Below are 13960 nucleotides of genomic sequence, written 5' to 3'. Positions count from 1 at the left end.
AGGGGAACGTAAATTTCTGTGGTGTGAACTACCACCATTCGTAGTTTTTGCCAAATGCAATCTTGCTTTGCTTGTTCGTGCCAAAATCGCAGCATTGGTAAAAAATCTTGGGCGATATTTGGATGTTCAAAAACTCGCTGCACTTCGTTCAAAGCCAAAACTACAGGATTTTCAGCAATATATTGTAATAGATAAGCTTCAAAATAAATTTTGCAGCTGACTTTGCTGCCCATTTCTATGTCCCAAAAATCATCTAGACAGGGAAAGAGATTTAACTGCCTAGTGACATAAATACAGAACCAACGCAAAAATTTATCCAGAGAAACAAAAACTTCTTCGTCTGCTTCTTGAAAATCCAAATAGACGACTTGATAATTTTGCTCTTTAGCATAAGCAATCATTCGGTTGAGCAAGGAACTTTTGCCCATTTTCTTGGGCGCTTTAATTCTGATTAAGCAACCAGGTTGTATCAATTCACTACAAATCAGTTCTTCTAATGGCGGACGATTAATGTATAAACTAGAATTTATCGGCAAAGGGCCACTGGGAAATTCCATCTTGCCGGGTGAAAATAAGTTTGGATAAAGCTTTGTGAATCTGAATTTTGTGTCTGGCTGTTGTTCTTGTGGTTGATTTTGCTGTTCAGTTATCCCTTGTAAGTATTTGCTTAAGACTAGATGTAGATTTTTTTTTGTTATTCTTTCTCCAGCAGCTTGGGACAAGTCTTGCCACAACTGAGAGCCAATTTGCTTGATATAGTTGCTACCATAACCTGTACCCTGTGCCATCTCATCGTAAGTTTTACCTAACCACGATTGATAAAGCACAAACCACTGAATGGAATCGAGAGGCCTGTTTTGGAGAATTTTTTCTACAGCGTCTAGCAATTCTTCCACGGTTATAAAAAGTTAAACATTTAGTAAAATTACAGATTTCCTTTAGCTTAGTATTAATATACAACCGGAAAAATACTTGGATCGGGAAAAATCTATAAGTCTCATTGTGTTCTGAAAATTATCAGTATTTAAATAGGTTCTTAAGTATAAGATATTCACTGAAGCTATTGCTAAGTTGTCACGTATTTAACTTGCACATCTTTTGATGTTCGTGGTTGACTAGTTAACCCTCAACAGGAGTCACTGACGGGTACGTAGGAGTTCCCTCAAATGCAGCAAGTGGCGTTCAACGTGCAATTAGCCCAATAGCTGACTCGCTCTAATTATTACGATACCGTCATTATTACCACTGCCGTCACTAACAAGATAAATATTTTTTACTATAATGTTTAACTCCGAGGTTAATCGTTGTTAAAAGCAAATCAACTTTAAAGTTATATAGCCATATAGTTGTACATTCAATTAAGTAAATTTTCATATTATTTTTTACTTAACTCCCGAAACATCCTACTCCCTTCTACCAAAATTTTGGGATTGCTTCGTCGCAATGACAAAACAGAATAATTCCAAACTCAAGGTTTCAACATGGACAACGTTTAAAATCTTGATTATAAATGCTTTTTTGCGGCAAAATATATGTATTACATAGTAAGCTATGTTAACTAAGGCACTATCAATAGATAGTGATGCCCTACTTTTGGCGATCGCACATTGTAAAATTCAATCAACAAAACCCTTGTAAGATAGCTATTACAAATTAAAAATTTATGTCAGAAAAAAGTTCTTCCGTTAAAAATATTTTGATTTTAGGTGCAACCGGCTACATTGGCGGAGAGCTGTGCCGTAAATTTTACCAGACACCAGATTTTGCGGTATTCGGTCTTGTGCGTCCAAGCAGTGATGTTGAAGCCATAAAGCCTTTTTGTCAAGAAATAATCCGCTCTCAAGAGGCCAACTTTTCCAGCAACGATGTTATCCAAGCAATTCGTAACCATAACATTACAACAGTAATTAATGTTGCTTGGCACATGCCTCCAGAACCAACTAAAGAAGCTCAATTTGCCAAAGACCGCATAGCATTAGAAGCTGCTTTAGAGGGTGCAAAGGCAGTTTCACCAGATATTCATGTAATTACAACCAGTGGCAATTTCTCTTTAATCACTGCTGATGGGGGGCGAATTACCGAAACACCTCCGCCAAAAGGTTATATACTGCCCGAATATTTGGTATGTATAGATTTACTAGTGGGTGTAAATGTCTTAAAAGATGGGCTAGTAGAAGAATATATCAATAATGGAGGTAATGCTTCCATTGTGTATCCTTCATCAGTGTATGGTGCGGCACCGACTCGTGGCAGTTTCTGGGATTTTGCAATTCAGCAATTCATTACAGGTGAACCATACCAAGGCTATCAGCCATTTCCGCCAGATTTTATGACTGCGTGGGTTCATGTTGAGGATTTAGCAGAATGCTACATTGCCGCAGCACGAAAAGGTACTAAAGGAGGACATTACCTAGCTGCGCCAGAAAATTTGAGTATTAGTCAGATATCAACTTTGTTTGCTCAAGCTGCTGGAGTAGAATTCATTGCACCAGTCTTTGAAAACAAAGACAAAGTTATATTTGATGATTCTCACACTAGAGAAGTGTTGCAACTGCAATGGAAGTATAAAGTGGCTGATGAAATCAAAGGTTGGGTGGAGAGAATAAAAGAGTTGGGAACTTATTTTTTAATTAATCCAGATACAATTTGAGTGACCTGACTGCAACGGATATGGAAACAGAGAATGGGAAGAAGAATTAGCCGCAAAAAAAGATTTTTGTAAAAATTCAGAGATTTTGTCATAATGGCGATCGCTCAAAATTACTGACAATGTCCCTGTTAACTTTTATATATCCCGGTTGGATATGGGTGAAGTGCGAACTCAACTGTTGATGAGCTGTAGCTAGAGCGTGAAACGGAATTGATGGGTACAAATGATGTTCTGCATGAAATGACATATTCCACATCAAAAATCTTACAGGAAATAACGTCAGGGTTGTACGAGTATTTGTTAACAAATTTGCATCAAGAGTACAACCTGTGTGTTCTGCCAACAAAATAAAACGCAGAATTGGTTGACCAACAAGCAATGGTAGCAACCAATACAGAAAAAACCAAGGCTGATTTGCTGCTATGGAAATAGCTATCGCTACTGCATAAACAGCTAATTGCCAACGAGTTGAGCGAATAACTTCAGCTCGTGCTGTTTGCGGTATAAATGGGCAATCATCAAGTTGACCAAAAGCAATCTGAAAATGTCCGCGAATTTTGCCTAACCACCAGGGCAAACCAGTAATTATTAATAAATATTTACCTAAATTGCTTGGTTTGAGATCCGTCAGTTCTGGATCTTTGTCTGGAACGCGAGTATAGCGGTGATGCCAGTTGTGGTAGTAGCGGAAAAATGTGCTGTTGTAAAATGAAAGTAAACCCGCACACCAAGCGACAATATCATTCAACCGATTGTTCGCAAAAGCAGTTTTGTGAACGCACTCATGCATAGGTGCAAACATAGAAGCTATACAAAAGCCGTAAATCACCAGTGCTGGTATTGCTAACAACCAATTGCCAAAATTCATTGCCCATAGATAACCACTAATTCCCATAACGGTTAAATGTCCAGCCAATTGAACTACACCCTTCCAGTTGTAGCGATGATTCAAAACGTTTAATTTTTGCATCTCAAGAATTTGGCGGGGCTTATATTGCTTATCAACTTCGTTTTCTAAGAATTCAGTTTCAATAATTGCATCACTAGACATGATTAAAACTCCACATAGTAAAAATTTAACTATTAAATACAAAAAACTAGGAATATTTTCAACCCTAGCTGAGTAACGAGCGTTCAGTCAATACCAGACTTCTTGCAGAAGTGGGGAAAAGGGCAAGGGGGTGCATGTTTGGTATTTTCTCTTTCACTTTTTCCCTTTGACCACAAGAGTTCAAAAAGCAATTGATTGCAATAGGTCTACCGATGTGTTGACAGTCAACAGTCTTCTGTCGAAGATTTATTTTCTTGGAAGTCCCTTATTAATGTAAATCATAGAAATAAATTAACCCATTTGTAGGAGGTAATTTGTCAGGCGATCGCTGTATTTTAGATATCATCAAACCAAAATAAAACGGTTTGATAATACGCCAAATTCACACAATAGATATTTGAATTATGTTCAGTCTCAAATCTATTCCTTCTAGAAAATTACAAATACTAATTTTTTCAACAGCTTTTTTAGTGGCTGCCGAAACTTCTGGTAATGCTCAAACCACTATTCCTAATCTCACTCCAACACAAGCTCAAAATTTATCACGTGACTTAGTTCCATCTAACTCTCAAGACTTTTTTAGACAAGGTACTAATGCCTTTGAAAGAGAAATTCAAATGCTTAGAGACAGACAACTATCTCCAAATAAACCTATTTTGAAGATTGATTTAATACAGATCGAAAAAATACCAGATACTCAAGAAAAACCTTGAAACTGCGATATAAAGTATTTAATTACGTAAGTAGACAGGGCGCTTAAGCGAAGTATCGTTATCTTTGCCAGTAGCATAACTACAGAATAAATATGGAAGGCGATCGCTAAAAGCTGATTTCCCAAGTATTTATGTAAAATTAAATACACTATATCCACACAAGCGCAAAGAGGCAATAATAATCATAAACCATTACTTATTGCTTCCTTGCATTATTCTGTTTCAGTACGTCTTGACTATCCAAACCTTACAAAAATCCATTAAAAATATAGCCAGTTGCATTTACTTTATCCAAGAGTAACACTAGGAATAACATTCCTGTGTTAATTTCCCCATCTCAGAATTTTATGAATCTAAATAGACATAACAATGTATAGTTTGTATAGTCAGATTTGTAATCAAATTTTAGTTTTACATTGGAGACTTAAAATATGTCTACTGAGACTCACAAAGTTGTTTACGTTCAAGAAAGCGAGTTTGATGTTATTTTAAATGGAAGCGAAGAGCAAGTTGTTGTTGTTGACTTTACTGCTACTTGGTGTGGCCCATGTCGTCTGATTAGTCCATTAATCGAACAACTTGCCGAAGAATACAAAGGTCGTGCTAAAGTCGTGAAGGTAGATGTTGACAGCAACAAACCACTGTTCAAAAAATTTGGTCTTCGCAGCATTCCAGCAGTTTTAATTTTTAAAGATGGTGTTTTAGCAGAAACTATTGTAGGAGTTTCTCCTTACGAACAGTTTACCAATGCTATTGACAAACTTCTTTAACTAATTTGTAATTCGTAATTCGTAATTCAAAAGAATTTAATTGTTATTATGGCAATGGATTCATTATAAATTATGAATTATGAATTTATCACTGTTTTGTTTTTGTCTATAGTGTACCTGAATTAATCCACTTGGATATTGTTTTGAGTTCATCATCTCTAATTTTTCTTCAGGGGTAGGTGGTGGAAAAAGGCGTACACCGTCACCTAAAATAATTGGAATAATTGAAATAATATATTCGTCAATCAAGCTGTGTTTAAGAAAGGAATTAATTAACGCTCCACCACCAACTAGCCAGATATTTTTAAAGCCTTCTGCCTCTATACTTGATAATGCATAATTCACTGGATCAGAGATAAATACAACGTCGTTGCGATCGCATTTGAAATGCCGTTGGGTGAATACGAAAGATTTCTTATCTGGATAAGGCCATTGGTCAAAACTCAGCCCTAGCTCATATGTCTTACTACCCAAAACAATAGCATCTATAGATTGGTAGAAAGCGGCATAACCATAATCTTCTTCTTGAGCTTCAAACATTGATAACCAATCAATTTCTCCATTACTGCGAGCAATGTAGCCATCTAAACTAGTTGCAATATAAAGTGTAACTTTCATAATTAGTCATTGGATATGGGATATGGGGTATGGGGTCTGTTGACTGTTGACTGGGGAGTTATTATTCTCCCCATCTTCCCCATCTTCCCCATCTCCCCCATCTCCCTCATCTCCCTTTTACACTGTCTTCTACACCCAATTGCAGGGCATAGAGGTTTGCATAGACACCTTGTTGACGGATGAGTTCTGTGTGAGTACCCTGCTCTACAATTTGTCCCTGTTGAATTACTAATACTTTATCTGCCTGAGTAACTGTACTGAGGCGATGGGCAATTACGAAACTTGTACGACCTTGCAATAAGCGAGCGATCGCACTTTGCACTAAAGCTTCTGTACGAGTATCAATGCTGCTTGTGGCTTCATCAAGTATGAGAATGCGGGGATTAATTAATACCGCACGAGCAATGCTAATGAGTTGTCGTTGTCCCTGACTCAAGGGAGCGCCTTTTTCACCCAATTGAGTGGTATAGCCTTGTGGTAGTGAGGTAACAAATTCATGAACATTGGCCATCTGTGCAGCTGCTTCAATATCAGCTTGGGTGGCATAGGGACAGCCAAAGGCAATATTTTCAGCAACAGTACCGCTGAACAAAATATTATCTTGCAAGACGATACCAATTTGACGCCGTAGACTTGCTTGAGTAACACTACGCACATCAATGTTATCAATTTTCACTGCACCATCGGACACATCGTAGAAGCGCAAAATCAAGTTAACTATTGTACTTTTCCCCGAACCCGTCGGCCCTACTAAGGCAACCATTTGTCCTGGGTAGGCGTGCAAATTTACTTTTTTAAGAACGAGTTGGTCTGGAGTATAACCAAATTTGACATTCTCAAATTTTACCTCACCTTGAATTGGTGGCATTTCCCTAGCATCAGGCGCGTCTTTGAGTTGTGATGGTTCATCTAATAATAAAAAGATTCGCTCTAATCCAGCGAATGCAGATTGAGCTTGGGTGTAAAACTGGCTGAGAATTTGGATCGGGCGGAAGAATTGCTGTACATAAAGTAAAAAGGATGTTACTACACCCACCGTTGCACCACCGGTCACCGCCAGATAACCGCCATAGGCCAACACACCTGCGGTTGCTAATGTATTGAGAAAATCAATAGACGGCAAAAAAGCTGAAGTAATTGCCACAGCTTCGACGTTAGCATCTCGATTGGCGGCGTTGAGAATCTCAAATTCTGCAATGTTCAGGTGTACGCGATTAAATGCCTGTGCTTCTCGCACACTCACAATATCTTCTTCTAACTTGGCGGAAAGTTCCCCAATGGTTTGTCGCGTGACACGAAATCTGGCTCTAGCCCAACGCGCAAACAAGCCTGTTGTAAAAATCATTAGTGGTACTACGAGGTTGCTTAACAAGCCCAGTTGCAAGTTAATTGAGAGCATGGCAACCACAATGCCGATTAAACTGAAAGTATTACCCAACATTTGGGCAATAGTCAGTCCGAAAGCCTGATTCACGGTGTTGACATCATTCAGCAAGCGACTCATTAAATCGCCTGCTTCGCTACGGTCAAAAAAGCTCAGGGGTAAACTTTGGATTTTAATGAAAATGTCTTGCCTGAGTTGAGCCAATAATCGCTGCATAATCCAGCCCACTCGAATAATTTGACCCCGGATTGCTAAGACACCAACTCCATAATTCAGCGCTAATAGCCCTAATAACAGCAGTAATCCCTGTAAATTTCCCTTGGCAATTAGATTATCAATTGACCAACCAATAAAAAATGGCCCAATTGCTTGGGTAATAGCACCAATGAAAACTAATCCGATGGCGATGGGAATTTCTTTGCGATATGGTTTTAGGTATTGCAAAAAGCGCCCTAAGGTAGAGACTTGCTTAGTACCTTCTTCCTGGGATACAACAACAGCAGATGTACTTCTCATGCATTCTCCTTTTGCTTTACCTGAGATTCCAGAATTACGCCGTAAAGCGGGCTACTTTGCATCAATTCTTCGTGAGTACCTTGTGCTACCAATCGTCCTTTGTCCATGAGAAAAATGCGATCGGCATTTTTGACGGTGCTAATGCGTTGAGCCACGACAAAGGTTGTGCAAGCTTTTTGGCGCATGAAACCATCTAACTCAGCTTGAATTTGGGCAGCAGTTTTAGCATCCACAGCAGAGGTACTATCGTCCAAAATCAAAATACTGTAATCAGTGAGTAAGGTACGGGCGATGGCAATTCGTTGTTTTTGACCGCCAGACAACCCTACACCACGTTCGCCGACAATTGTTTCATAGCCATCAGGCAAACTAATAATAAAATCATGTATTTGTGCGCTTTTTGCCACCTCAATTACTTCTTCTAAGGTTGCATTGGGTTTTGCATAGGTAATATTTTCACGAATTGTCCCAGAAAAGAGTGTGGTTTCCTGAAACACAATCCCGATATGAGACCTGAGGCTTTTAAGGTTAAAATCTCGTACATCCCGCCCGTCAATGCGAATTGCTCCCTGTGTAACATCATAAAAGCGGGGAATCAAGTTCATAATTGTGCTTTTCCCGGAGCCAGTCATCCCTAGAACAGCGATGAGTTCATTGGGCTTGGTTTCAAAGGAAACTTCTTTGAGAGTTTCGGCACTTGCTCCAGGATAGCGAAACGAAACATTTTCAAAGGTGATTCTACCACCGCAGGTATCAAAAGGCATGGCATTAGGGCGATCGCCAATTTCGATCTCTGCGTCCACAACTTCGTAAACCCTTTCTGCCGAAGCAGCTGATTGAGCAATGGCTGGTGCAGCAAAACCAATTACCAAAATTGGTTGCAAAATCAAAGCTAGGTAGGAATTAAAGGCCACTAGTTCACCAATGGAGAATCTATTTTCAACTACCTCTGCTCCTCCATATCCAAAAACCGCCAGTGTTACTAAATTACTTAACAAAAATATAAACGGAAAGGTATTACGAATAGCACTAATGGTCTTCATATTTGCCTTGATTAGGCCATCATTCAACGTCGTGTAACGCGACCTTTCCGCAGACTCTCGTACAAACGCTTTCACCACCCGTATTCCGATTAAGTTCTCTTGTAATACAGCATTCAAGTCGCTGAGTTGCTCTTGTACTTGGCGAAAAAGTTTGTTATTACGAGTGACAAATCGTGCCATTAACCATGCTGTTAATGGTACGACTGTGAGAGTAATCAGTGCTAATTTCCAGTTCATTACCAGCAAAATCACTGCAACACTCACCAATGTCACAACCCCACCAATAACCTGAATCAGGCTGGTGCCAATAAATGTACGGATTTGCTCAATGTCACTGGTAACACGGGTTAATAGTTGGGAAGTCTGCGCTTGGTCGTGATAGCTGAAACTTAGATTTTGAATTTTGCTAAAAATTTTGTTTCGCAGATCGTAAGCCACACCTTGAGAGGCCGCTTCTGCTAAATAGCTTTGCCCAAAGTTAAATAAACCACGAGCAATGGCCGCAACTACCATCCAGCCGGCGCTAATTAAGACAATTTCTAAATTTCTTTCGCTAATTCCTCGATCGATTCCCCAGCGAAATAATTGTGGAGTAACGGCATTAGCGATGGTCAACAGCAAGAGGCTGACTAAAGCTCCCAACGAAGTCCATCGGTAAGTACTCAAACTAACCAGGACGCGTTGGATTGATTGCATTGACGATGTTTCTTGGAGTTCTGGCTGCTGAACCAATGGAATTCACCCTGTGTTTTGGGAAAATTATCTCGTACTTTGATTCAAAAAAACCACTTACTCAAGTTGAGAATGAGGAATATTACAATACGTTTGTAACTTTAGCTATTTTTTATACTTGTAAATTAATTTTCCTCACAATTGCTCTGGATTAATTCCCCGTTCTTTTAGTAGAGTATGTAGGGCTTCTAATTGTGCTTCGGCTTGTTCGGCTCGCTGGCGTTGTTGTTCGGCTCGTTCTTTTTCTTGTTTTCGTTGTTGGTCTAGTTCCAAATGGGTAAGAAAGCGATCGCCATCAGGGCGATAAATTTGTAGTTCTTCCTCACTCAACTCGAAACGCACTCCCAATCTAGGACTCACCCAACCAACCATTTGGTCAATAACTTCTAATCGTGAGTTACGACGCTGCCAACCTGTCAAGTCAACTACATCAGGTTCGTACAAATAATATTCTTCCACACCGTAGCGCTCATAAAACTCGAATTTCTTCGCCATCTGAGAAATCCGGTTTCCAGGCGACCAAATTTCAAATACCACCTGCGGAGCAATGTTATCTTCAACCCACTGTTTATAAGAACCCCGGTATCCTTTTGGTCTACCAAATACTACCATTACATCCGGAGCTTGTCGGAGCTTGTTATCATCTTCCACCGAATACCATAACAAATCCCCAGCGACAAACACATTTGGGTCATTGGCGAACAGCAGTTCTAAATTATTTTTAATCCAGACAATTAATTCAAACTGCTTAGTATTGTCTGCCATTGGCTGTCCATCGCTGTCAGGGTAGATAATGCTTTTTGGTGTAGAAGATGGTAGCTGTGTAACCATTGCGATGATTCTCAGGTGATTGTTAGAGATGGGTGAGCGATCGCTTTTCCTGCTGTTCTTATTTCATATCGTAGTCTAACCAAAATACAGAGTTTGGTCGGTACGGTCATTTGGCTATCATCTATACAAATAAAATAAACTGGTGCGATCGCACATTTTTTATCTACTATTGTTAGTTTTTAAAATTATTTCCTAGTCTCGTCTCTTCATACTGAGTAGATTTAGGTTCATTGTATACCATTTCTCTAGCCCAATGTTCGCAGTTGTAACTCAGTAAATTCCAAAGAGGATCTTTTGCACTGAGAATTTTTTCTCTCGACTTTTGAATACGCGCCTCAATTTGAATGTCTGAAACTTTTTCAGGATGTTCTTTTTCAGGACGTTCTTTAAACAGCCAGTCTGTTGTGTAATGAGCTAAATGAACATATCCGATTCCCACCCTGACAATTTTACCTTCTGGCTTCACCGTCTCACTTGTGAAAAAGTGTGCAACTCTGTAACCATTTGGGGTCGCTCTAACAACCCCATAGTGTTCATAATCTCTATCCTTCTCATCTTTACAGAGGTACACAACTAAATCATTGGGACGTATTACATTGCCTTTATTGTCACAAATATCAGGCTCTCTATCCAGAAGTATATCTAGCAGTCTCCAGCGATATTTACGAGCGGTTTTTTATAAGTCCATTTATTCAGGGACTCGTTCAGCAAAACCAACTTCTGTTGTTAATTTACGATATTGATAAGGAGGTAATTCAAAAATGGCTACCGTCAACGAATACCGACAACACATCCAAAACCTGCTAACAGAACGCGCCAAACTCGTGTGGGACGATCGCATCCAAGCCCAAACTATTTTCGATACCGAACGCGACCACTACCAACTAGTCTACGTTGGTTGGCGCGACTCAAGCCGACTGTACGGCACCATCCTTCACCTCGACATCATCAATGGTAAGATTTGGATTCAACAAGATGGAACCGAAGTTGGAATTGCAAACCAGTTGGTTGAACTCGGTGTTCCCAAGGAAGACATTGTTTTAGGCATTGATCCTCCAAAAATGCGACATTACACCGACTTTGCAGTAGGATGATTCGCCCCATTATATTTAAAGTACAATCCTCATACTCAAATCCAACCACTTTGACTGAGTAATCGGCGCACTGCTAGAAATATAATCCACACCCGTCTCTGCAATACCTCGAATCGTCTCCAAAGTCACATTCCCCGAAGCCTCAATTTTCACCCGGCTATCCTGCTGACGAATCAATTGCACCGCCTGATGCATCATATCCAAAGGCATATTATCCAACATAATGATGTCGGCTTGGTGCTGCAAAGCTTCTTTCACCTGTTCTAAACTTTCTGTCTCTACCTCTATTGTCAAAGGATAAGGAATCTGAGAACGAACGCGCCCAATAGCTTCTCCAATTCCCCCAGCCGCCGCAATGTGATTATCCTTAATCATCACTGCATCATCCAATCCCACGCGATGATTAATCGCCCCACCCACAACAGTCGCATACTTTTCCAACAGTCTCAGCCCTGGTGTAGTTTTGCGCGTATCCACCAACCGAGCAGTTAAATCAGCAATTTTCTCTACATATATATTAGTTAGCGTGGCAATTCCACTCAAGCGCATAGCCAAATTCAGCGCTACCCGTTCCCCCATTAGTAATGCATCAAGCGAACCATGAATTTTAGCCACTACCTGTCCTGGCTCACATCTTGCACCTTCAGGCGTCACAGCAGTAAAACTCACATTTTCATTCAAAATCTGAAATACCCTAGCTGCAACTGGTAAACCAGTGATAATTCCTGGAGCCTTCGCTATCCATTTGGCTGTTCCTGATGTGACACCTTCGACGAGTAGGGTGTTTGTGGTGCGATCGCCCCTTCCAATATCCTCCAATAACCAACCACGCAACAGTGGATCTAAAACTAGCCAGGGCGGCAAAACACCAAATTTTGTCACAATTTCAATTCCTTATCTTGAGACCTCAGGAATAATATAGCCGAAAACCCTTACCATCTAAGGCTCACAGGAATCTCAAAAAAAAGGTCAAAAAAAAGTGGTCAAAGAGGTTGACACTCTAAGAATGGTTAGCTATATTGAATAAGTGCCAGAGAGAGCGAAGCGAAAGAGCGACGCTGTTGGGACACGGAACCATGAAAATATTATAGTTTGAAAGCCATTATACAACAAGTGGTTAGCGTCAAGTAAATAAGAGAACCAAGCTGGGGTTAAAAAAGCGCAGCTAAAGAGCTAAAAGCAAACGATTCATCAAAACGGAGAGTTTGATCCTGGCTCAGGATGAACGCTGGCGGTATGCTTAACACATGCAAGTCGAACGGTGTCTTCGGACATAGTGGCGGACGGGTGAGTAACGCGTGAGAATCTAGCTTCAGGTCTGGGACAACCACTGGAAACGGTGGCTAATACCGGATGTGCCGGAAGGTGAAAGGCTTGCTGCCTGAAGATGAGCTCGCGTCCGATTAGCTAGTAGGTGGGGTAAGAGCCTACCTAGGCGACGATCGGTAGCTGGTCTGAGAGGATGACCAGCCACACTGGGACTGAGACACGGCCCAGACTCCTACGGGAGGCAGCAGTGGGGAATTTTCCGCAATGGGCGAAAGCCTGACGGAGCAATACCGCGTGAGGGAGGAAGGCTCTTGGGTTGTAAACCTCTTTTCTCAGGGAAGAACACAATGACGGTACCTGAGGAATCAGCATCGGCTAACTCCGTGCCAGCAGCCGCGGTAATACGGAGGATGCAAGCGTTATCCGGAATGATTGGGCGTAAAGCGTCCGCAGGTGGCTGTGTAAGTCTGCTGTCAAAGAGCAAAGCTCAACTTTGTAAAGGCAGTGGAAACTACACGGCTAGAGTGCGTTCGGGGCAGAGGGAATTCCTGGTGTAGCGGTGAAATGCGTAGAGATCAGGAAGAACACCGGTGGCGAAGGCGCTCTGCTAGGCCGCAACTGACACTGAGGGACGAAAGCTAGGGGAGCGAATGGGATTAGATACCCCAGTAGTCCTAGCTGTAAACGATGGATACTAGGCGTGGCTTGTATCGACCCGAGCCGTGCCGTAGCTAACGCGTTAAGTATCCCGCCTGGGGAGTACGCACGCAAGTGTGAAACTCAAAGGAATTGACGGGGGCCCGCACAAGCGGTGGAGTATGTGGTTTAATTCGATGCAACGCGAAGAACCTTACCAAGGCTTGACATGTCGCGAACTCTTCTGAAAGGAAGAGGTGCCTTCGGGAGCGCGAACACAGGTGGTGCATGGCTGTCGTCAGCTCGTGTCGTGAGATGTTGGGTTAAGTCCCGCAACGAGCGCAACCCTCGTTTTTAGTTGCCAGCATTAAGTTGGGCACTCTAGAGAGACTGCCGGTGACAAACCGGAGGAAGGTGGGGATGACGTCAAGTCAGCATGCCCCTTACGCCTTGGGCTACACACGTACTACAATGCTACGGACAGAGGGCAGCAAGCTAGCGATAGCAAGCTAATCCCATAAACCGTGGCTCAGTTCAGATCGAAGGCTGCAACTCGCCTTCGTGAAGGAGGAATCGCTAGTAATTGCAGGTCAGCATACTGCAGTGAATTCGTTCCCGGGCCTTGTACACACCGCCCGTCACACCATGGAAGC

Annotated in this window: 12 protein-coding genes, 1 rRNA gene and 1 pseudogene (1 of these 14 only partly in view); 6 read left to right on the top strand and 8 right to left on the bottom strand. The window is 41.4% G+C overall.

Annotated elements, in window-relative coordinates:
- Positions 1-896 (bottom strand): AAA-like domain-containing protein (locus tag VF06_RS11085; RefSeq protein ID WP_257208122.1); only part of this gene is annotated, 896 nt, incomplete at its 3' end.
- A 767-nt stretch (positions 897-1663) separates the two neighbouring features.
- Here VF06_RS11085 and VF06_RS11080 point away from each other — a divergent pair.
- Complete coding sequence (locus VF06_RS11080; protein WP_099072471.1) at positions 1664-2650, top strand: NAD-dependent epimerase/dehydratase family protein; 987 nt, start codon at positions 1664-1666, stop codon at positions 2648-2650.
- Between the two features lie 88 nt (positions 2651-2738).
- Here the strand turns inward: VF06_RS11080 and VF06_RS11075 are convergent, their stop codons facing one another.
- On the bottom strand, positions 2739-3701 hold the full coding sequence (locus VF06_RS11075) for a fatty acid desaturase (RefSeq protein WP_099072470.1): 963 nt from the start codon (positions 3699-3701) through the stop codon (positions 2739-2741).
- 404 nt (positions 3702-4105) lie between these two features.
- Between VF06_RS11075 and VF06_RS11070 the strand changes: the two genes are divergently transcribed.
- Both VF06_RS11070 and trxA read left to right on the top strand, forming a co-directional pair.
- Positions 4106-4414 carry a hypothetical protein gene (locus VF06_RS11070; RefSeq protein ID WP_099072469.1) on the top strand — a complete coding sequence of 103 codons (309 nt, stop codon included), beginning with the start codon at positions 4106-4108 and terminating at the stop codon, positions 4412-4414.
- A gap of 431 nt (positions 4415-4845) precedes the next feature.
- A complete protein-coding gene (gene trxA / locus VF06_RS11065) occupies positions 4846-5184 on the top strand; it encodes a thioredoxin (RefSeq protein ID WP_099072468.1) in 339 nt (112 codons plus the stop codon).
- Between the two features lie 63 nt (positions 5185-5247).
- Here trxA and VF06_RS11060 read toward each other — a convergent pair whose 3' ends face one another.
- From VF06_RS11060 to VF06_RS11040, 5 genes are all read right to left on the bottom strand, one after another.
- Positions 5248-5802 carry a dihydrofolate reductase family protein gene (locus VF06_RS11060; RefSeq protein ID WP_244917975.1) on the bottom strand — a complete coding sequence of 185 codons (555 nt, stop codon included), beginning with the start codon at positions 5800-5802 and terminating at the stop codon, positions 5248-5250.
- Positions 5803-5908: 106 nt separating this feature from the next.
- On the bottom strand, positions 5909-7702 hold the full coding sequence (locus VF06_RS11055) for an ABC transporter ATP-binding protein (RefSeq protein WP_099072466.1): 1794 nt from the start codon (positions 7700-7702) through the stop codon (positions 5909-5911).
- Positions 7699-9441 carry an ABC transporter ATP-binding protein gene (locus VF06_RS11050; RefSeq protein WP_180267397.1) on the bottom strand — a complete coding sequence of 581 codons (1743 nt, stop codon included), beginning with the start codon at positions 9439-9441 and terminating at the stop codon, positions 7699-7701. Before VF06_RS11050 ends, VF06_RS11055 begins: the two co-directional genes overlap by 4 nt.
- 171 nt (positions 9442-9612) lie before the next feature.
- Entirely contained in the window at positions 9613-10308 is a 696-nt protein-coding gene (locus VF06_RS11045; protein WP_099072464.1) for a Uma2 family endonuclease, read from the bottom strand.
- Between the two features lie 172 nt (positions 10309-10480).
- Positions 10481-10774, bottom strand: coding sequence for a hypothetical protein (locus VF06_RS11040; protein ID WP_143861852.1), 294 nt, complete (start codon positions 10772-10774; stop codon positions 10481-10483).
- A gap of 179 nt (positions 10775-10953) precedes the next feature.
- Here VF06_RS11040 and VF06_RS43500 point away from each other — a divergent pair.
- Positions 10954-11115 (top strand): annotated as a pseudogene (locus VF06_RS43500) (element excision factor XisH family protein); the annotation flags it as partial.
- Positions 11070-11402, top strand: a complete 333-nt coding sequence (locus VF06_RS11030; protein ID WP_099072461.1) for a XisI protein — start codon at positions 11070-11072, stop codon at positions 11400-11402. The pseudogene VF06_RS43500 and the gene VF06_RS11030, both read left to right, overlap by 46 nt.
- 15 nt (positions 11403-11417) lie before the next feature.
- Here the strand turns inward: VF06_RS11030 and nadC are convergent, their stop codons facing one another.
- The gene (gene nadC / locus VF06_RS11025) at positions 11418-12284 is read right to left on the bottom strand and encodes a carboxylating nicotinate-nucleotide diphosphorylase (RefSeq protein ID WP_099072460.1); all 867 of its coding nucleotides are present in this window, start codon (positions 12282-12284) and stop codon (positions 11418-11420) included.
- A 311-nt stretch (positions 12285-12595) separates the two neighbouring features.
- Between nadC and VF06_RS11020 the strand changes: the two genes are divergently transcribed.
- Positions 12596-13960, top strand: a 16S ribosomal RNA gene (locus VF06_RS11020); it runs 124 nt beyond the window's last position.

The organism is Nostoc linckia z4 (assembly GCF_002608075.1).
Lineage (GTDB): Bacteria > Cyanobacteriota > Cyanobacteriia > Cyanobacteriales > Nostocaceae > Nostoc > Nostoc linckia.
This window is presented reverse-complemented; position numbering and strand designations above follow the sequence as displayed.